Here is a 19,586-nt window from a genome sequence, read left to right on the forward strand (position 1 = left end):
ATCGAAACTTGCACGAAGCACTCGCACCATGGCCGTCGATCCGCAAATCCTGCAACTCTATCAACGCATTGCCGAACGTTTTGGCGCCTTGCCTGCGCCGGAAGATGCCTCCGCCCAGCGTGAGCGTTTCGAGGCGATTGCCGCGCTCTCGGATCGGCCCGATCCGGACGGCGTTGAAACGTCGGACCTGAGCCTGCCGCTGCCGGGCCGCACGCTGGATGCGATCGTCTTTCGCCCGAAGCACGTGGCCAGGCCGCGCATGCTGGTGTGGTTTCACGGTGGCGGCTGGGTGGTAGGCGCACCGCGTACGACGCACCGCATGCTGGCTGCGTTGCTGGCGCAGGACACCGGTTGTGCGGTCGTCAGCGTCGACTATCGCCTCGCGCCCGAGCACCCGTTTCCCACACCCGCCGACGATGCGCGTGATGCGCTCGCGTATCTGGCAGAACAGCGTTCGGACCTCGGGTTCGATACCGACTTTCTGGCTGTCGGCGGGGATAGCGCGGGCGGGCATCTCGCTGCTCAGGCCACGGCAAGCGTGCGCCCAGATCTCGTCAATGCGCAGTTGCTGGTCTACCCCGTGACCACGCCAGCCTTCGGCAGCGAGAGCTACAACGCCTTCGCACAAGGCCCCGGCCTCACACGCGACGAGATGCGCTGGTACTGGGAGAAATTTATCGGTGCGCAGGCGCTGGCCAAGCCGCTGGTCGAGCAGGACGCGCGCATCTACCTGATGGCGCAACCGCCGAAGACCACGCCGCCCGACACGGTCGTCATCGTGGCGGCGCACGATGTGCTGCGCGACGACGGTTTGAACTACGCCGATTACCTCGTGCAACACGGCGCGCAGGTCATCACCATCGAAGCGTCGGGTATGACGCACGCCTTTGCGCGCATCCAACCCGACGTCGAGCGCGCACGCGAATGGATGCGCCGCGCGGCGCACGCCTTCGTTGGAATGATCAGTGAGGAATAAGCGCTGGGACTAGCGCGGCGGTGTACGGCGCGGGCGGAACGCCGCCAGCACGCGCCGGGTGACGAACAGCGAGAGGTAGTCGTGCACGCTGGCGTCAGCCGCCAGGGTGCGCATGGTTTCCTGATACTGGGCGCGGACGAGATCGGCGGGTGCGCCGGTGTCCTGTGCGATCTTGTCGATCTGTTCGTCCTGGTCTGCGATGGCGGTGCCCATTGCGGTTCCCCGTCGTTGCTGTGGCAGTGACATGCGCGGCTGGTTCGCGCGACGAGTGACCACTATAGATAACGCACTAGAACAATCCAGCCCTGTTGCAAAGCTTTCAGCGCGCTGTCTGCGCTGCGTCAAAACAGTGCAGTTGCCGGTGCAAATGCTGCACCGGCAAGCATCATTTGCCCCAGTTTGCGGGCATGCTCTGCAGGCCGATGGCGGCGCCGGAAGCATCGGTCACGCGCGCCAGCTCACGATACGCACTCGCCTGCACGCGCTCGGGCAGCGGTACGAACTTGGCACGCGTGGCCAGCTCGTCCCCGTGGAAGTAGCCCCACGTCACGAACTTCAGCGCGGCCAGCGTGCGCGGGCCCGACGGGCTCACAGCCGGCACCACGATGAAGGTACCCATGGTGATCGGCCACGTATCCGCGCCCGGCAGGTTCACCAGCGGCGCGGTGAAATCCCCCTTGCGGTTCCAGGCGCTCTGCACCACGGCTTCGCGGAAGCCGCCCACCTGCGCGCTCACGAAACGGCCGGACGCGTTGCGCAACTGCACTGCGTTCAGGTCGTTGTCGAGGATGTAGTTGTAGTCGACATAACCGATGGCGCCCGAGGTGGCCTGCACGGCTTTGACCACATCGCCGCTGCCCTTGGCGGCAAGGTAGTCCGCCGGCCAGGCAATGGTCGACTTGGTGCCGTAGGTGGACTTCCAGTCCGCGCTGACGGCGCTCAGGTAATCGGTGAAGTGGTACGTCGTGCCCGAACCATCGGCACGCACTACGAGGCGGATCTTCAGCTTGGGCAACGCCACGCCGGGGTTCAGCGTGCGCAGCTCAGGCGCGTCCCAGCTGTCGATCTTGCCGAGGAAGATCTGGGCGAGCACTTCGCCCGTCAGCTTGAGCTGACCGCGCGACACGCCCGGCACGTTGATGAACGGCACCGCACCGGTCACCACGGACGGCACGCACACCAGACCCGCCTTGGCCGCATCGGCCGAAGACAGCGGCACGTCTGATGCACCGAAATCCACCGAACCCGCGCGGATACGCTTGATGCCTTCGCCTGAGCCCACCGCGTCATAGCTGAGCGTGACGCCGGACGAGGCGGCATACCCCGCCGACCAGATGCGATACACCGGCGCAGCGGCCGTCGACCCGGCGCCACGCACTTCAGCGTGCGCGAGAACGGGGGCGCCCGTGGCGACAACAGCCAGGGCCAGAACAACGTGCTTGAACATGAGGCGACCTGCAGACAGCGGAGTGCGAAGCCTGAAATTGTAGCGATGCGCGTGCTGCAGCGCGGCATGCTGCGCTGATAGAACACATCTACGACATGGGCATCTGTTGTAAGACGTTCCGCAAACGTTAGGCGGAGTAGGGTGTTGATTAGGCCTTTTTGATTAGACCGTGTTGGGGCCAGACATCGCTAAACGCAAAGCGCCGGACCTGTAGTCCAGCGCTCTGGAATCACCGCGACTGCGTGGTGCGCGTTACTTCACCAACCCTTCCGCTTTCATCGCGTCCAGCGCAGCAGCGCGTGCACTCACGCGCGCCATATACGCCTGCACGTTCGGATACGCCCCCATCGGCAGCGCCAGGAAGTTGGCCCAGTTCAGCACGGTGAAAGCGTAGGCGTCGGCCACGCTGTAGCTGTCGGCCAGATACGGCTGCTTGGCAAAGCGGGCATCCAGCTCGGCAAAGCGCTTGGCCAGTTTGTCCTTGGCGCCCTGGCGCGTGGCTTCGGGCGTGTCCTTGTACCAGAGCGGGCCGAATCCTTTGTGCAGCTCGGTGCTGACAAAGGTCAGCCACTCGATCACGGCCAGCCGGTGCGCGCTGCCAGCCTTGCCGATGAGCGCCTGTGTTGGGTCCAGGTCCGCCACGTATTGCAGCAGCGCAGCGGCTTCGGTGTGGCGCGAGCCGTCGGACAGCTCCAGCAGCGGCACGTAGCCGCGCGGGGAGATCGTATAGAAGTCGGTGCCGTCCGCAGTGAGGTGCTTGGTCAGGTCCACCGAGGTCAGGTCAAACTTCGCGCCCACTTCACGCAGGGCGATATGTACGGCCAGCGAGCAGGCGCCGGCGGAGTAGTAGAGCTTCATGGTCGTTATCTCATTGAACACGTTGGGAGCCGCCGGAGGTCGTTGCCAACGGCGGCGGTGTCGACACTGTAGGATTGCGCACATGCCAATGAAATAGGCGGAACAGAAAACCATGCATGCACAAACGCAATACCGGCTCAGCGCCGCCGACCTGGAGGTCGTGTTGGCGATGGTGCGCACCGGCACGCTGGCGGCAGCGGGTGAGCGGCTGGGGGTGGATGCGTCCACCGTATTCCGGTCGTTGCAGCGGATTGAGCGCGGGCTCGGGCAATCGCTCTTTGTGCGCTCGCGCACGGGGTATCTGGCGAACGAGTTGGCGCAGTCGTTGGCCGAGCGTGCGGAGCAGGTGGAGGCCGCGCTGGAGGAGGCGCGGTCCGCAGTGCATGCTGCGCCGGATCAGGTCTCGGGCACCGTGCGCATCACCACCACGGACACCATCCTGGTCGGCCTGGTGGCGCCGGCGCTGAAGGCACTGCAGGTGCAGCACCCGAACCTGAGCTACGACCTGCAGGTCAGCAATGAGTTGGCGAGCCTGACCCGGCGCGACGCCGACATTGCCGTGCGCGCCACGCGCCGTCCGCCGCAGCATCTGGTCGGCAAGCACCTGGGCTCGATTCGCGTGGGGCTGTATGCGGGGCGCGGCTGCGGTATTACGTACGCCGATGTGGAAGCGGGCCGTGCACCGTGGATTGCCATTGACGATGCGATTCCGGAGCACCCCTCCGTGGCTTGGCGCAAGCGGCATTTTCCCAAGGTGGTGCCCACGTACTTCGTCAACAGCCTGCAGATCGCGGCGGAGATGGCGGCGATGGGGGCGGGTATCTCGATCCTGCCCGTGGTGATGGCGCAGGCGCGCAGCGATCTGGTGTCGCTGCGGGATTTGCAGGATGCCAACCAGTCGGAGCTATGGCTGCTGACACATCCGGAGTCGCGTCATCTGCGGCGGATCGCGACGGTGTACGGGCATCTGGCGCAGGTGTTGCGCATGCCGTAAGACGCAAGCATGGAGCGGCGCATTGCGCCGCTCGGCTTACTTGATGAAGAAGATGGTTTCGACCTCGTCGTTGTTCAGAATGAAGGTCGTCGTCGTGATGTCGTCGAAGTAATACGTGTAGGTGGTCTTGGTGCCGAACGTTCCGGTTTTGACCGGGTTGCCCAGTGCCTTTGTAAGCGTGACCACGTCGTCGCCGACATGTACGCCACCCACACCGCCTCGGAACGGCGCGTCCACACGATAGGACGTAACGCGGTCTTTCTCGAAAAACACCCAGATGCCTTTCGTCTTCAGCCGCAGTTGTTTCTTCTTGGGCAGGGTGGGCGTGGGGATCGGCTGATCGATCTGCTCGGGGTCGAGCGAGGTACCCAGCGCGCGCTTGACGTCATCGATGGAGTCACCCAGCTTGATCGGTAGATCCGTCACTGTCGGTGCAGCAAATGCCGCGCCCTGGAGGGCGAGCAGCAGGGTGGCCATGGCTGTGGCAAGGCGCCACGCGCGTCGGGAAGCAGTCAGCATGGTGCGGGTAAGCGTGGGAGACGTTGATGAGGCATCGCGGTCGAGGCTAGCAGAAACCCATGCAGCTGCCTCGTGGGCTGAAGGAGGGTATGTCACGAAGACGCAACGGCAGGTGCACTCGGCTCGGACTCGCTGGCGCGCGATAAGTCACCGTCGAGCGCAGCGCGGCGGCGCAAATCTTCCGTGGTCTCGCCGTTGCCGTCCGGCCGCCAGCCCGGCGGGCGGAACAGGTAGCCGAGCACGTCGCGCGTTGAGCGGGCCGTCTTCAGGTCTTGCCACAGTCCGCGCCATTGGCTGAACTCGATGGTCAGCAGGTTGTACGTGTACATCGGATGCACGAGGCCGTAGCGGCAGGGCACCTCTTTGCGCTCGGGGATGTAGGTGCCGAACAGGCGATCGAAGATGATCAGCACGCCGCCGTAGTTGCCGTCCAGATATTCGAGGTTGGATGCGTGGTGCACGCGGTGCGCCGACGGGGTGTTCAGAAACCACTCCAGCGGACCAAGGCGCGGAATCCACGTGGCGTGAATCCAGAACTGGTACAGCAGGTTCAGCGACAGCAGCATCAGCACGATGCGCGGCGGCATGCCCAGCAGCGGCGCCAGCGAGAAGAAGAGCAGGGTGCCGGTCAGTTTGCCCGTCCACCCGAAGCGGTAGGCGGCCGACAGGTTCAGGTCGTTGGGCGAGTGGTGGATGGCGTGGGTGCACCAGAACCAGCGCACGCGGTGCGCCGCACGGTGGTACCAGTAGTAGCAGAACTCCTGGCCGAGAAAGCATGCTGCCCAGCCGGTCCAGTGGTCCATCGGCAGGGTCCACAGGCGGTGCTGGTAGACCCAGTCCAGGCCGTGCACCCAGAACGCCATCGGCACCAGCCAGCGTAGTGGGTACTCGCGTACCAGGAAATCGACCACCGACACGCCGGCGGCTTTCCAGTCGTAGTTGCCCCAGCCGCGCAGGAACGACAGCGCAAGCGCCTCGGCCAGTGACGACACCAGCACGATCACGACAGCAATCTTCAGGATGGTGAGCAGCACGTCCATGGCGCTCGGCTCCCGGCTCCGTGGGGAATGCCAGCGACGGTACTGCAACCGCACCGGGGCGGCAATTGGGGCTGACGCAGGCGTCTCTTACAACCTGTTCAGCGTGCCCAGGTGTTGTTCCGATTGTGCAGATAGATATGCACACCGCCGCTCTTGTCCTGCGCCACGCCCGCGCTGCCCCAGGGGAACGTGGCCATGGCGCCCGGGTCCTTGCCGAGTTTCTTGGCGATCCACTTGCGGTGGCGCTGCTCGGTGGTGGCGATGTCGTCGTAGGTGGCAGGCTGGGCCAGCTCAAAGAACGTGCTCACCAGCACGCCGGACTCAAAGCGCAGGCTGATCGTGACGGGGGTGGTGTCGTCCAGCGCGGCGGCGGTGGCGAACCGGCAGGGCACGGCCTTGCCCTCGACCTGTACCGGCCGCTGCGGCCCGACAACGAAACGTGCGGGCAGGCCGTCGGGCTGGGCCTGCGGGGTCACGCTGAAGCCGCCCAGGGTGACTTCACCCGTGGCGGGGTTGATACGGATGACGTCGTTCATGCGGATCGTGAAGAGAGCGTGCAGGCTCGGCATCGTCGTGCCGATCGTGTCTGGGTAACCAGGCGGACGGATCTCGTGAATGGTCCAGCGAATCGTCCAGCGAATCGTCCAGTTATAGCAGCCGCCCCCTCGGATGGGCGGCACGGCGTGCCCTCAAGTTCGCGCGCGCCGTGCCGTAGCTTGCTCAGTGGCCCTTGATAGCCGGAAGTACTAGGCGTTCTGGAGGGCGCAACGGTAGCACCGAGCGCTGTACGTCGTACGCAGTCGTCTGATTCACGCAGGACATTCCACCTAGAAGAATCATGATCTCCTCTCTTCGGACCCGCATTCTCCTCATCTCGTCGGCCACCGTGATCGGTGCCCTGGCGCTGTCCGGCGCCGCCACGTACTCCATCGTGCGCAGCAATACGATGGAATCCATCGACCAGAACCTGGCCGCCATCACCAGTGCCAACACGCTCGTCATCGACAAGTGGGTGGCCGCCAAGGCGCGCGCCGTGAAGACGACCGCCGAGGCCGTCGAGCATGGCGACCCGCGCGGCCTGGTCAAGCACATGGGCGACGCCGATGGCTTCCCCATCACCACCATCGGCTGGACCGACAAATCCTTCCTGTCCACCAGCACCACCACGCCCAAGGACTACGACCCCACCATCCGCCCCTGGTACAAGCAGGCCATTGCCGCCGGCAAGCTGCTCGTCACCAAGCCCTACGGTGACGTGTCGACCGGCGTGCAGTATGTGTCGTTTTCCGCCCCGCTGATCCGCAATGGCGAAGCCACCGGCGCGGTGAGCGGCGCCGTGCCGCTGGATCGCGTACGCGAGGTGGTGGCCGCCGTGCACCCGACACCGTCGAGCCTGGCGTTTGTGGTTGCCAAGGACGGCCAGGTCATCGCCCACCCCGACGCCAAGCTGATGCTCAAGCCGGTGACGGACGTGTCCTCTGCGCTCAATGCCGATGTGCTGGCGACGCTGGCCAAAGCCAGCGCACCGCTTGAGGTTGAGCTTGCCGGTGTACCAAAGCTGCTCAAGGCACAGGCCGTGCAGGGCACCGACTGGAGCCTGGTGATCGCGCTGGACAAGGCCGAGGCCACCGCCGGTTTGCGTAACGTCGTGCGTGCGCTGGCCGTGGCGATCGTGCTGCTGACACTGGCAGCCCTGGGCATCGCCGCGTTCTTTACCTCGCAATCGTTCCGCCGCCTGTCGCAGGTGCGTGATGCGATGGACACCATCGGCTCCGGCGGCGGTGACTTGACGCACCGCCTGCCCGTGGTCGGCAACGACGAGGTGGCGCAGATCAGCGCGTCGTTCAACACCTTCATCGACAAGATTGGCGAGGTGCTGCTGGAAGTGCGCGCCAGCGTCGACAGCATGAAGTCGGCCACCGGCGAGATCGAGATGGGCAACCGCGATCTTTCCAACCGCACCGAAGTCTCGGCCAGCAACCTGCAGGAAACCTCCGCCGCGCTGACCGAGCTGACCACCAGCGTGAAGAACTCCGCCGACGCGGCCGTGCAGGCCACGCGCCTGGCGAGCGACGCCAGCCAGGCCGCCACGCGCGGCGGCGAAGTGGTGTCGAGCGCCGTGAGCACGATGGACGAGATTGCCAAGTCGTCGGCGCGCATCACCGAGATCATCGGCGTGATCGACAGCATTGCGTTCCAGACCAACATCCTGGCGCTCAACGCCGCCGTGGAAGCCGCCCGCGCTGGCGAGAACGGCCGCGGCTTTGCCGTGGTGGCCGGCGAGGTGCGCACGCTGGCACAACGCAGCGCCACCGCCGCGCGCGAGATCAAGGACCTGATCCAGGCCTCGGAAGCCAGCGTCAAGACCGGTGCGCAGCGCGTGCAGGCGGCCGGCTCGACCATGCAGGAAATCGTGGCCGGTATCGAGCGCGTGTCGCGCATCATCGGCGAGATCGACGGCGCGATGCACGAGCAGAGCAGCGGCATCAGCCAGATCGACCGCAGCGTCGCCGAGATGGACCAGGCCACGCAGCAGAATGCCGCGCTGGTCGAGCAATCGACGGCCGCATCGGCGATGCTCAACGAGCAGGCACAGGGCCTGGCGCGTACGGTGGGGTTGTTCAAGCTGCGTGCGGGCTGAGCCTGCTGTTGTGCGGTGTCGGGCGACGCGCCCGTCGCTCGCTACGGAATCGCCCTAAGTCTCCTCACGCGCGCGCCGGTGCGACAATCGGCGCAGCGTTGCCCCGGACCACCGCATCCTGACGGCGGCCGTGACATGAGGAGGCGTCATGCATCGTCATCACCGTTCTGTCGCTGGCATCCGGATGGCGTTCGCCACCGTTGCATTGATCGGATGCGCCGGCGCGTTTGCACAGGCTTCAGCACCTGCCGCGGCGCCATCCACGCCACCGCTCATTCCGCAGATCATCAACATGGGCGGCATGACGGCCGAAGAGATCGGCCCGGTCATCGCCGAGATGGGCACGCTGCGCACCAAGGGGCTGGTAAGCACGCCCAACGGCACGGTGGGCATCCAGGTGGGTACGGTGGCCAAGCACACGCATACGTACTCGGACGAGATCCAGTACGTGATGTCCGGCACGGCCACGTTCTGGCTCGACGACGCGCCGAGTGAGGTGCGGGCGGGCGACCTGATCGTCATTCCGCGCGGGGTCGTGCACGGAACGTCGACCACCAGCCCGGATTTCAAGGCCATGGCGATCAAGCTGCCGCCGCAGCGTGCCGGAGATACGCACAAGGTGCCTTGATTGTCTGGCCGCGGTTCTGGGCCCCGGTGATGATTCCAGTGTTTCATCCCTTGTTTGAGGCTTGATCGGGAGCGGGGCGATACACTCGCTTCGCTCAGACAGTGCCCCTGACTTTTTCCGCTCGAGCCTGAAAAGCGAGGCGCCGCGCAAGGCTGGAACGGCCATGGCGAGCGCCGAGGCTCGCGCTACGGCAGCAGCTCGCGCGGTGTCACACCAAGCAGGCGCCGCATCCAGCGCGCCATGTGGCTCTGGTTTGCGAAGCCCACGGCCAGCGCGATCTCGCTGGCGGGCAGTGATCGCTTGATCAACAGCAGGCGTGCCCGCTCGACGCGCCGTTCCACAACGTACCGGTGCAGCGATGTGCCTTTGCTCGACCGGAAGGCGCGCTGCAAATACGAACGGCTGACCCCGGCGACGCTGGCCAACGCGTCGAGCGAGAGATCAACGTCCAGATTGGCTTCGATAAAGTCGACCACGCGCTGAACCTGCCGTGCCGAAAGCGCTTCACCCTGCCGCCCTGCCACCGCGTAGCCAGCCAGCAACTGCACCGCGAGCGCGACGCCCAGGCTGTCCGTGTACAGCCGTCCACCCGGCGCGCCTGAGCAATGATCAGCCTCAATGGCCAGCATCAGGTGACACAGGCGAGCCTCCTCGATCAGGTGCCGCGCTTGCAGCCCCGCGTGTGCTGGGCGCATCTGCATCTCTTGCGCCACGCGCTGGAGAAACCCACAAGGTATCTGCACGTCCAGCGCGGCGTAGTCTTCATCGGCATCGAAAGCGCCGCTGCAATCGGCGGGCGTGAGATCGACGTGGCCGTGTCGGCGCAGGAAGCGCTGCCCGGACTCCCGGCACGTCGTGATCGTGCGTGCGCTCAGGTGCAGGCTCACGCGGTGGTCCGCGATCATTGGCAAATCGATGCGTCCCGGCGGGTTGAACCGGCGGGCGACCTGGATACCTGCAGGGGGCCAGAGAGCAGAGGGTTCGAGCATGCGGTGCATTCTAGCGTTGAGGATTTCTCTCTGTCGGCAAGGGGTTTTAGCGGTTTGCGAAGCCGAACGTGCCAAATTCCGAAGCCGAACGTGCGCGATTGCGGCTGACAAACACCCTAGAGTGCTGCTCAGCGCAACTTTGTTCCCTCACCATGAAACAGGCGACAAAACTCGTTATCGGCGCCGGCCCCACCGGCATGCAGACTGCCAAGCTACTTGCAGACGCGGGCGATCATGTGATCGTCGTCTCGCGCCGTGGCACCGGCCCGAATCTTTCCGGTGTCCGTCATGTCGCGCTGGACGTGACCGATGCCGACGCGCTGGCCGGGCTCGCCGCTGGCGCATCGGCCCTCTTCAATTGCGCGATGCCGCGCTATGACCGGTGGCCCGAAGAATTTCCGCCGATCGCCGCATCGGTGCTGAACGCGGCGGAGCGCGCCGGCGCCGATCTCATCACGCTGAGCAACGTCTACGGATATGGCAATGTTGGCGGCGCGATGTCCGAATCGCTGCCGATGGCGCCGAGCACTGTCAAGGGCCGCGTGCGGGCGGCCATGTGGAACGCCGCGCTGGCGAGCCGGGTGCGCGTGACCGAGGTGCGAGCGAGCGACTACCTTGGCCAGGGCGCGGCGTCGCTCTTTACCTTGATGACGCTCCCCGCCATCGTGCAGGGCCAGCCGGCCAGCTTCCCGGGGGATCTCGATGCGCTGCATAGCTGGACCTTCACGCACGATGTGGCGAAGACCCTGGTTGCCGCCTCTCGCTACGAAGGCGCCTGGGGGCGTGCGTGGCACGTTCCGTCGAGTGATCTGTCAGTGCGGGCGTTGTGCGCGCGCATCGCTGAACTTGCAGCGGCACCGGCACCAGTCTTGGTGCGTATGCCGGCGGCGGAATTCGAGGCGCTCGGCGCCGGCGATTCCATCCTGCGCGAGGTGATCGAGATGGCCTACCTCTACGACGGGCCTTGCTGCCTGGATACCACCGCGACCCAGCGGGCGTTGGGTGTGATCGCAACGCCGATCGACGCAGTGCTGCGCGATACGCTCGGTGGATGAGTGCTGCTGGTGAGCGGACGGCCTTGAGCGCTACAACGGGAGCAGGGCGGTCCGGAGGCGGGGCATCCGGCGGGGGCTCCCCGCCTGCCACCCGCCCCCCATCCCTTACAATGGCGCCCTCATAAAGAGTCCAACGCCATGTCCGCTCCGCTCGCCAACGACACCTTCCTGCGCGCCCTGCGCCGCCAGCCCACCGACTACACGCCGCTGTGGCTGATGCGCCAGGCAGGCCGCTACCTGCCGGAGTACAACGCCACGCGTGCCCGCGCCGGCAGCTTCCTGGGCTTGGCCAAGTCGCCGGCATATGCAACGGAAGTGACGCTGCAGCCGCTGGATCGCTATCCGCTGGACGCGGCCATCCTCTTCTCCGACATCCTGACCGTGCCCGACGCCATGGGCCTGGGCCTGTCGTTCGCACAGGGCGAGGGCCCGCGCTTTGCCAAGCCGGTGCGCTCGGAAGCCGACGTGGCCGCGCTGTCGGTGCCGGACATGTCGTCACTGCAGTACGTGTTTGACGCCGTGGCGGAAATCCGCCGCGCGCTCGTGCAGGACGGCCGCCAGCGCGTGCCGCTCATCGGCTTCTCGGGCAGCCCGTGGACGCTTGCCTGCTACATGGTCGAAGGCGGCGGCTCGGACGACTTCCGCACCGTCAAGTCGATGCTCTATGCGCGCCCGGACCTGATGCACCGCATCCTGGAGATCAACGCGCAGGCCGTGATCGACTATCTGAATGCACAGATCGAAGCCGGCGCCCAAGCTGTGCAGGTGTTCGATACCTGGGGCGGCGCCCTGGCCGACGGCATCTATCACGAGTTCTCGCTGGCCTACATGCAGCGTGTGGTGGAAGGCATTCGCCCCGGGGCCGATGGCCAGCGTGTGCCGGTCATCCTGTTCACCAAGGGTGGTGGCCTGTGGCTTGAAGCCATGGCCGAGACCGGCGCCGATGCCCTCGGCGTGGACTGGACGGTCAACCTGCAGCTCGCCCGCCAACGCACCGGCGGCCGCGTCGCCCTGCAAGGCAATCTGGACCCGACCGTCCTGTTTGCCGAGCCTGACGCCATCCGCGCCCAGGTGCGCCGCGTGTTGGAAGACTACGCCGCCGGCGGCGACAGCGACGGCCACATCTTCAACCTGGGCCACGGCATCTCGCAGTTCACGCCGCCCGAGGCTGTGACGGTGCTGGTGGACGAGGTGCACAGCTTCAGTCGTGCACTGCGCAAAAAAGCCGCGTAACAGATGCATGCTGCGGTGCGATAGCGTTTGAATTGAGCCATCGCGGTGCGTGCAGCCGAGCGCATGAGTGGGTCGCTCGCCGCTTTGGTGCAAAGAGGGTGAGCGTCTACTCGCATGCCTGGGCGCGCAGATTGGCCCCAAAGGGGTGTCAAGCGATTTATTTCGCGCACTTTGGTGCGTAACCTGACTGTCAAGACTTGACTTATGCACAAAGCTGTCGCGGCTGGTTTTTATCGCGGCGCAACAGGGGGCGCTACGTGCAGCCATCGCATAAGTGTTTGATTTTTTTGAGGGAATGGCGTGTGCGTGGAAATCGTGCAGGCCAGAAAAACGGCGGATTCATCGGCCTTCGCGGGCGCTACGGGCGACTTTTCAACAAAGTTATCCACAGCCTGTGTGGATAGACCCAAAAACCGGTCACCGATCAGGGCGCCACTGCACAAACCTCAAGTGATACTTGAACATTGAGCCGGGCACGGCAATCACTGTGCTGGCAAGGTGAGACGGGCGCCACGCTTTTGCTGGGTGCACACGGGTGCACGATAGGCCGCTGCACCGCAACAATTCCTTTGCAATTCAACCGTTTGCCCTTCGGATGACCACCGCACAAGCCGATACCGTGTTGCCTGAAGCCGGGGCGGTGGCCGCCTTTGCGCGGGTGGTGATTGATACGCCGCTCGACGCGGTGTTCGATTACCGATGTGCCCAGCCGGTGCTGCCGGGGCAACTGGTGGTCGTGCCGTTCGGCAACCGCCGCGTGGTGGCATTGGTGGTGGAAACCGCCGCGACCACCGACGTGCCGCAAGACAAACTGCGCGATGTGGAACGCGTACTCGACTGGGTACCGCCGCTCGATGCCGAATGGCGCGCGCTGGCCGAATTCGCCGCCGGCTACTACCACCGTGCGCTGGGCGAGGTGACGTTGCCGGCACTGCCGCCACTGTGGCGTACGCCCGGTAGCTGGGACAACCTCGCGCGCCAGGCCACCGAAACCGTCTATGTGATGTTTGAACCGGCGCGTGCGGCACTGCTCGACAGCGTGCCCAAGCGCGCCACCGGGGCAATGCGCCTGGCCGAGGCATTGACCGGCGACGGTGAGTTGTCCACCAGCGCCGCCGTCGATCTGCACGGCCAGGCGGTCGCCAAGCTGCGCGATTGGGCTGCGGTTGGCTGGCTGCGTGCAGAACTGCGCCCGAAGGCGCTGCTGCCGCAGCCCTTGGAATTGCCTGCGCCTTCCGCCGCCCCTGCACTGAATGCGGAACAGGCCACCGCCGTGGCCGCCATCGCACAGGGTGGGGCGAGCGGCACCTTCAGCCCGTTCCTGCTCTACGGCGTAACGGGCAGCGGGAAGACCGAGGTCTACCTGCACGCCATCGCCGACGCCCTGGCGCGCGATCCGACCGCGCAGGTGCTGATGCTGGTGCCCGAGATCAACCTGACGCCGCAACTCGAGGCGCGCATCGCCGCGCGCTTTCCCGGGGTGCCCATGGCAGCGCTGCACAGCGGGCTGGCCGAGCTGCCGCGCGCACTGAACTGGCTGGCCGCCCATCGTGGCGAGGCGCGCATCGTGCTCGGCACGCGGCTGGCGATGCTGGCGTCGCTGCCCAACCTGGCGCTCATCCTCGTCGACGAAGAGCACGACACGTCTTACAAGCAGCAGGAAGGCCTGCGCTATTCGGCGCGCGATCTGGCGCTGTGGCGGGCCAAGCAGCGCAACATCCCGGTCGTGCTGGGCTCGGCCACGCCGTCGCTGGAAACCTGGTGGCGCGCGGAGCAGAGCGCGACCACGCGCCTGACGCTGTCGCAGCGTGCGCAGGCCGAGGCGGTGCTGCCGCGCGTGTCGCTCATCGATCTGAATCTGGAGCGGCGCGCCGGGCGGGAGATCCGCGACGGGCTGTCCAAACCGTTGGTCGATGCGATTGCCGATCGCCTCGCGCGTGGCGAGCAGAGCCTGCTGTTCCTCAACCGCCGGGGCTATGCGCCGGTGCTGTCTTGTGATGCGTGCGGCTGGCTGTCGGGCTGCCCGCGGTGCTCGGCGTACCTCGTGCTGCACAAGCCGGAGCGCCGTTTGCGTTGCCACCACTGCGGCTACGAATCGCGCATTCCGCATCACTGCCCGGACTGCGGCAACGTCGATATCGCCCCGCTCGGGCGCGGCACGCAGCGTATCGAAGAGACACTCGGCGAGCTGTTTCCGCAAGCGCGCGTGGCACGCATCGACGCTGATTCCACGCGCCGCAAGGGCAGTGCGGAAGCGTTGTTCGACACCGTGCACGAAGGCAGCGTCGACATCCTGATCGGCACGCAGATGGTCGCCAAGGGGCACGACTTCCAGCGTGTGACGTTGGTGGGGGTGGTGGCGCCGGATCCCTCGTTGTTCTCCCATGACTTCCGGGCTGGGGAGCATCTGTTTGCCTCGCTGATGCAGGTGGCGGGGCGTGCTGGCCGCGCGGGGCTGGCGGGGGAAGTGCTGATCCAGACGCGTTATCCAGATGCGCCCGCGCTGCAAGCGCTGGTGCGGCACGACTATGGCGGGTTCGCTCGTCAGCTGCTGCGCGAGCGCAAGCAGGCGGGGTTGCCGCCGTTTGCCTATCAGGCGTTGCTGACCACCGAGCATAAGGAGGTGGCGCGTGCGCTGGAATTCCTCGGCGCCGCGCGGGAGGTTGGGGAAGCTCTGGTGGCTGAACTCGCCGCGCCCGTCTTCCTGCATGACCCCGTGCCGATGACCATGGTGCGGTTGGCCAATCGCGAGCGGGCGCAGCTGCTCGTGGAAAGTGCCTCGCGCGGCGCGTTGCAGAAATTCCTGACGGCCTGGACTGAGCGGTTTGCTGAAATCGGCAAGACAGTTAAAGGCGTGCGTTGGCAGTTGGAGATTGATCCGTTGCGGATTTAGCTGCGGGGTTGGGTTTGTTGTTTTGGCCCCGGTAGTCCATCCCTTATTGCAGCCCCGGCAGGGGGTGAAAGGGAGGTGGACCACCAGCGTCCAAGCAAAGCAACAAGCACAAAAACAGCAACCTCATTGTGCGGTTGCACCAAACCTACCCAATTCGATGCAAGGGGTTTTACTAGGTTGCACCCTCTAAGTCACCGGGCGTAACATCCGCTCCGATTTGCCGGCCACAAGCTTTGGCAATGGCAGCTACGGATAGGAACCCACATGGCTACAACCACCCTCGGGGTCAAACTGGACGACGCTTCGCGTGAACGCCTCAAGCGCGTTGCGCAGTCCATTGACCGCACGCCGCACTGGCTGATCAAGCAGGCGATCTTCACGTATCTGGATCAAGTGGAGCGGGGGCAGCTGCCAACTGATGCAAACGGCACGGCGGCGGATGGCCTCCCGTCCGCCGCCGCAGCCGTCTCGGACGTGCACGAGGGTGATGAGCCCGCGGTGCAACCGTTCCTCGAATTCGCACAGAGCGTGCAACCGCAATCGGTGCTGCGCGCCGCCATTACGGCCGCGTACCGCCGGCCGGAAACCGAAGCCATTCCGATGCTGCTGGAGCAGGCCCGCTTGCCGGCCGCGCTCGCCTCGGAAGCCAAGCAACTGGCCCGCGACCTTGCCGGCAAGCTCCGCACGCAAAAGGTCGGCACCGGCCGCGAAGGCCTGGTGCAGGGCCTGATCCAAGAATTCTCCCTGTCGAGCCAGGAAGGCGTGGCGCTGATGTGCTTGGCCGAAGCGCTGCTGCGCATCCCCGACAAGGCCACGCGCGACGCGCTCATCCGCGACAAGATCAGCAACGGCAACTGGCACTCGCACCTGGGCCAGAGCCCGTCGCTGTTCGTGAATGCCGCCACCTGGGGCCTGCTGCTGACGGGCAAGCTGGTCGCCACGCACAACGAAGCGGGCTTGTCGAAGGCGCTCACGCGCATCATCGGCAAGAGCGGCGAGCCGCTGATCCGCAAGGGCGTGGACATGGCGATGCGCCTGATGGGCGAGCAGTTCGTCACCGGCGAGACCATTTCCGAAGCGCTGGCCAACGCGCGCAAGTTTGAAGCCGAAGGCTTCCGCTACTCCTACGACATGCTCGGCGAGGCCGCCATGACGGAGGAAGACGCGCAGCGCTACCTGGCGTCGTACGAGCAGGCCATCCGCGCGATCGGGCAGGCCTCGGGCGGTCGCGGCATCTATGAAGGGCCGGGCATCTCGATCAAGCTGTCGGCGCTGCACCCGCGTTACAGCCGCGCGCAGTACGACCGCACGATCAACGAGCTGTACCCGCGCGTGAAGGCGCTGGCTGTGCTGGCGCGTGAATACGACATCGGCATCAACATCGACGCGGAAGAGGCGGACCGCCTGGAGCTGTCGCTCGACCTGCTGGAGCGCCTGTGCTTCGCGCCTGAGCTGGCCGGCTGGAACGGCATCGGCTTCGTGGTGCAGGGCTATCAGAAGCGCTGCCCGTTCGTGCTCGACTACATCATCGATCTGGCCCGCCGCAGCAAGCACCGCCTGATGATCCGCCTGGTGAAGGGCGCCTACTGGGACAGCGAGGTCAAGCGTGCCCAGGTGGAAGGCCTGGAGGGCTATCCGGTCTACACCCGCAAGGTCTATACGGATGTGTCGTACCTGGCGTGCGCCCGCAAGCTGCTGGCCGCACCGGAAGCGATCTTCCCGCAGTTCGCCACGCACAACGCGCACACGCTGGCCGCGATCTACCAGATGGCTGGCCAGAATTATTACCCTGGCCAGTACGAATTCCAGTGCCTGCACGGCATGGGCGAGCCGCTGTACGAACAGGTCGTCGGCAACAAGCCGGGCAAGCTCAATCGCCCGTGCCGCATCTACGCGCCGGTCGGCACGCACGAAACACTGCTGGCTTATCTGGTGCGCCGTCTGCTGGAAAACGGCGCCAACACCTCGTTCGTGAACCGCATTGCGGACGAGTCGATTTCTTTGGACGACCTCGTCGCCGATCCGGTGGCGGTGGTGGAACGGATGCACGCCGATGAAGGGACGCTCGGCATGCCGCATCCGAGAATTCCGCTGCCACGCCACCTCTACGGTGACGTTCGCGCAAACTCGTCAGGCATTGACCTGGCGAACGAGCAGCGCCTGGCGTCGTTGTCGTCCGCCCTTTTGTCTGGCACCAGCACGGTCTGGGCTGCTGAGCCGACCATCGGTGATGCGCCATACGTCGGTGGCACCGCTCAACCGGTGCGCAATCCGTCGGACCTGCGCGATGTGGTCGGCCACGTGACGGAAGCCACCGAGGCCGACGTGGATGCCGCACTCGCTGCCGCCGCTGCCGCTGCCCCGATCTGGCAAGCCACGCCGCCCGAGGCGCGTGCCGCGCTGCTCGATCGCGCCGCTGACCTGATGGAAGGCGAGATGCAGCACCTGATGGGGCTGATCATTCGCGAGGCCGGTAAGACGCTGTCCAACGCCATCGCTGAAGTGCGTGAGGCCGTGGACTTCCTGCGCTATTACGCGGCGCAAGTGCGCGGCGGGTTCTCGAATGACACGCACCGCCCGCTGGGCCCGGTGGTCTGCATCAGCCCGTGGAATTTCCCGCTGGCCATCTTCACCGGCCAGGTGAGCGCTGCGCTCGCTGCCGGTAACCCGGTGCTGGCCAAGCCCGCCGAGCAGACCCCGTTGATTGCCGCGCAAGCCGTGCGCATCCTGCGCGAAGCCGGCGTGCCGGCCGGTGCGGTGCAACTGCTGCCGGGCCGCGGCGAGACGGTTGGCGCCGCGCTGGTGAAAGACTCGCGTACCAAGGGTGTGATGTTCACCGGCTCGACTGAAGTGGCGCGCATTCTGCAGCGCACGCTGGCCGGCCGCCTGGACGCCAACGGCGCACCGATCCCGCTGATCGCCGAAACCGGCGGCCAGAACGCGATGATCGTGGATTCGTCCGCACTGGCCGAGCAGGTGGTGGCCGATGTGCTGTCCTCCGCGTTTGATTCGGCGGGCCAGCGTTGCTCGGCACTGCGCGTGCTGTGCGTGCAGGACGATGTGGCCGACCGCGTGCTCACGATGCTCAAGGGCGGTATGGCCGAGCTGGCGATGGGCAACTCAGATCGCCTGTCCACCGACGTGGGCCCGGTGATCGACGCCGAGGCGCGCGACAACATCGTCGGCCATATCGAAGGCATGCGTGCCAAGGGCCGTCGCGTGCATCAGGCACCGGTGCCGGCTGCCTGCGCGCATGGCACCTTCGTGCCGCCAACGGTGATCGAACTCGACAGCCTGTCGGACCTGACGCGCGAGATCTTCGGCCCGGTGCTGCACGTGGTGCGCTGGAAGCGCTCGGCAGACAACGCCGGCCTGACCAAGCTGATCGAGCAGATCAACGGTACAGGCTACGGCCTGACGCTGGGCATCCACACGCGTATCGACGAGACCATCGCGCACGTGGTCGACCGCGCCCATGTCGGCAACCTGTATGTGAACCGCAATATCGTCGGCGCCGTGGTGGGTGTGCAGCCGTTCGGCGGTGAGGGCCTGTCGGGCACCGGCCCGAAGGCGGGCGGGCCGCTGTATTTGTTGCGTTTGCTGTCGACGTGCCCGCAGGACGGCATGCGTACCGCGCTGTCGCTCACGGCTGGCGCCGGCACGGAAGTCGAAACCGATGCGCGCCGTGCGCTGCTGGCACCGTTCGATGCCCTGGCAGCATGGGCGGGCAAGCAGTCGCCGGTGGCGCAGTCCGCCAACCTGACGGCGCTGTGCGAACGCCTGGCGGCGGCCTCAGCCGCCGGTGCCACACTCACGCTGCCGGGCCCGACCGGCGAGCGCAACACCTACACGCTGCTGCCGCGCGAAGCGGTGCTGTGCGTGGCAGTGGATCCGGCTGACTGGCTGCGCCAACTGGCCGCTGTGCTGGCGGTCGGTAGCACGGCCGTGGTGCTGGAAAACCCTGCTGTGGAAGCCGTGTTGCGAGAGCTACCAGCGGCAGTACAATCGCGCGTCCGCGTGGTGCCGGCCCTCGATGGGGCCGAGTTCGACGCGGTGCTGCATCACGGCGATTCGGACCATCTACGCGCCATCTGCGAAGGGCTGGCACGACGCGCCGGCCCGATCGTGGGGGTGCAAGGCCTGCCGCACGGCGGGGAAGGGCTGGCGCTGGAGCGCCTGCTGATCGAGCGTTCGCTAGCGGTCAATACGGCCGCAGCGGGTGGCAACGCCAGCCTGATGACCATCGGCTGACGGGGAGCACAAGCAGGATTCGCACTTCCATCCGCGCGACACGTACGGATGGGAGGCGAAGC

The 19,586-nt window shown here is 65.9% G+C and carries 15 protein-coding genes; 8 read left to right on the top strand and 7 right to left on the bottom strand.

Annotation, left to right across the window (positions count from 1 at the left end; all coding sequences use genetic code 11):
* The first annotated feature begins 28 nt into the window (after window positions 1–28).
* Window positions 29–976 (top strand): alpha/beta hydrolase, encoded by a 948-nt coding sequence (locus PI87_RS13780; protein WP_039598275.1) that lies wholly within the window; start codon window positions 29–31, stop codon window positions 974–976.
* A 9-nt stretch (window positions 977–985) separates the two neighbouring features.
* Here PI87_RS13780 and PI87_RS13785 read toward each other — a convergent pair whose 3' ends face one another.
* The 3 genes from PI87_RS13785 to gstA all read right to left on the bottom strand — a co-directional run bounded on the left by PI87_RS13785 (window position 986) and on the right by gstA (window position 3,281).
* Entirely contained in the window at window positions 986–1,189 is a 204-nt protein-coding gene (locus tag PI87_RS13785) for a DUF3562 domain-containing protein (RefSeq protein ID WP_039598276.1), read from the bottom strand.
* A 172-nt stretch (window positions 1,190–1,361) separates the two neighbouring features.
* Window positions 1,362–2,423: a phosphate ABC transporter substrate-binding protein PstS gene (gene pstS, locus PI87_RS13790; RefSeq protein ID WP_039598277.1), complete on the bottom strand. Its 1,062-nt coding sequence runs from the start codon at window positions 2,421–2,423 to the stop codon at window positions 1,362–1,364.
* A gap of 252 nt (window positions 2,424–2,675) precedes the next feature.
* Window positions 2,676–3,281 carry a glutathione transferase GstA gene (gene gstA / locus PI87_RS13795; RefSeq protein ID WP_039598278.1) on the bottom strand — a complete coding sequence of 202 codons (606 nt, stop codon included), beginning with the start codon at window positions 3,279–3,281 and terminating at the stop codon, window positions 2,676–2,678.
* Window positions 3,282–3,393: 112 nt separating this feature from the next.
* On the opposite strand from gstA, the gene PI87_RS13800 reads away from it, so the two are divergent.
* Window positions 3,394–4,275, top strand: a complete 882-nt coding sequence (locus PI87_RS13800) for a LysR family transcriptional regulator (RefSeq protein ID WP_039598279.1) — start codon at window positions 3,394–3,396, stop codon at window positions 4,273–4,275.
* A 36-nt stretch (window positions 4,276–4,311) separates the two neighbouring features.
* Here PI87_RS13800 and PI87_RS13805 read toward each other — a convergent pair whose 3' ends face one another.
* From PI87_RS13805 to PI87_RS13815, 3 genes are all read right to left on the bottom strand, one after another.
* A complete protein-coding gene (locus PI87_RS13805; protein WP_039598280.1) occupies window positions 4,312–4,752 on the bottom strand; it encodes a hypothetical protein in 441 nt (146 codons plus the stop codon).
* 134 nt (window positions 4,753–4,886) lie between these two features.
* Window positions 4,887–5,834 (bottom strand): sterol desaturase family protein, encoded by a 948-nt coding sequence (locus PI87_RS13810; protein ID WP_039598281.1) that lies wholly within the window; start codon window positions 5,832–5,834, stop codon window positions 4,887–4,889.
* Window positions 5,835–5,932: 98 nt separating this feature from the next.
* Window positions 5,933–6,514 carry a hypothetical protein gene (locus PI87_RS13815; protein WP_157003137.1) on the bottom strand — a complete coding sequence of 194 codons (582 nt, stop codon included), beginning with the start codon at window positions 6,512–6,514 and terminating at the stop codon, window positions 5,933–5,935.
* A gap of 158 nt (window positions 6,515–6,672) precedes the next feature.
* On the opposite strand from PI87_RS13815, the gene PI87_RS13820 reads away from it, so the two are divergent.
* Window positions 6,673–8,475: a methyl-accepting chemotaxis protein gene (locus PI87_RS13820; protein ID WP_039598283.1), complete on the top strand. Its 1,803-nt coding sequence runs from the start codon at window positions 6,673–6,675 to the stop codon at window positions 8,473–8,475.
* Between the two features lie 148 nt (window positions 8,476–8,623).
* Complete coding sequence (locus PI87_RS13825) at window positions 8,624–9,103, top strand: cupin domain-containing protein (protein ID WP_039598284.1); 480 nt, start codon at window positions 8,624–8,626, stop codon at window positions 9,101–9,103.
* A 185-nt stretch (window positions 9,104–9,288) separates the two neighbouring features.
* Here PI87_RS13825 and PI87_RS13830 read toward each other — a convergent pair whose 3' ends face one another.
* Window positions 9,289–10,101: a helix-turn-helix transcriptional regulator gene (locus PI87_RS13830; protein ID WP_039598285.1), complete on the bottom strand. Its 813-nt coding sequence runs from the start codon at window positions 10,099–10,101 to the stop codon at window positions 9,289–9,291.
* 59 nt (window positions 10,102–10,160) lie between these two features.
* Between PI87_RS13830 and PI87_RS13835 the strand changes: the two genes are divergently transcribed.
* From PI87_RS13835 to putA, 4 genes are all read left to right on the top strand, one after another.
* On the top strand, window positions 10,161–11,147 hold the full coding sequence (locus PI87_RS13835; protein ID WP_198139559.1) for an NAD-dependent epimerase/dehydratase family protein: 987 nt from the start codon (window positions 10,161–10,163) through the stop codon (window positions 11,145–11,147).
* A 138-nt stretch (window positions 11,148–11,285) separates the two neighbouring features.
* Window positions 11,286–12,380: a uroporphyrinogen decarboxylase gene (hemE, locus tag PI87_RS13840; RefSeq protein WP_039598287.1), complete on the top strand. Its 1,095-nt coding sequence runs from the start codon at window positions 11,286–11,288 to the stop codon at window positions 12,378–12,380.
* A 595-nt stretch (window positions 12,381–12,975) separates the two neighbouring features.
* Window positions 12,976–15,273 carry a primosomal protein N' gene (locus tag PI87_RS13845; protein WP_039598288.1) on the top strand — a complete coding sequence of 766 codons (2,298 nt, stop codon included), beginning with the start codon at window positions 12,976–12,978 and terminating at the stop codon, window positions 15,271–15,273.
* A 264-nt stretch (window positions 15,274–15,537) separates the two neighbouring features.
* Window positions 15,538–19,524 carry a trifunctional transcriptional regulator/proline dehydrogenase/L-glutamate gamma-semialdehyde dehydrogenase gene (putA, locus tag PI87_RS13850; RefSeq protein ID WP_039598289.1) on the top strand — a complete coding sequence of 1,329 codons (3,987 nt, stop codon included), beginning with the start codon at window positions 15,538–15,540 and terminating at the stop codon, window positions 19,522–19,524.
* Window positions 19,525–19,586 lie beyond the last annotated feature (62 nt).

The sequence above is a fragment of the Ralstonia sp. A12 genome (assembly GCF_000801955.1).
Classification (GTDB): domain Bacteria; phylum Pseudomonadota; class Gammaproteobacteria; order Burkholderiales; family Burkholderiaceae; genus Ralstonia.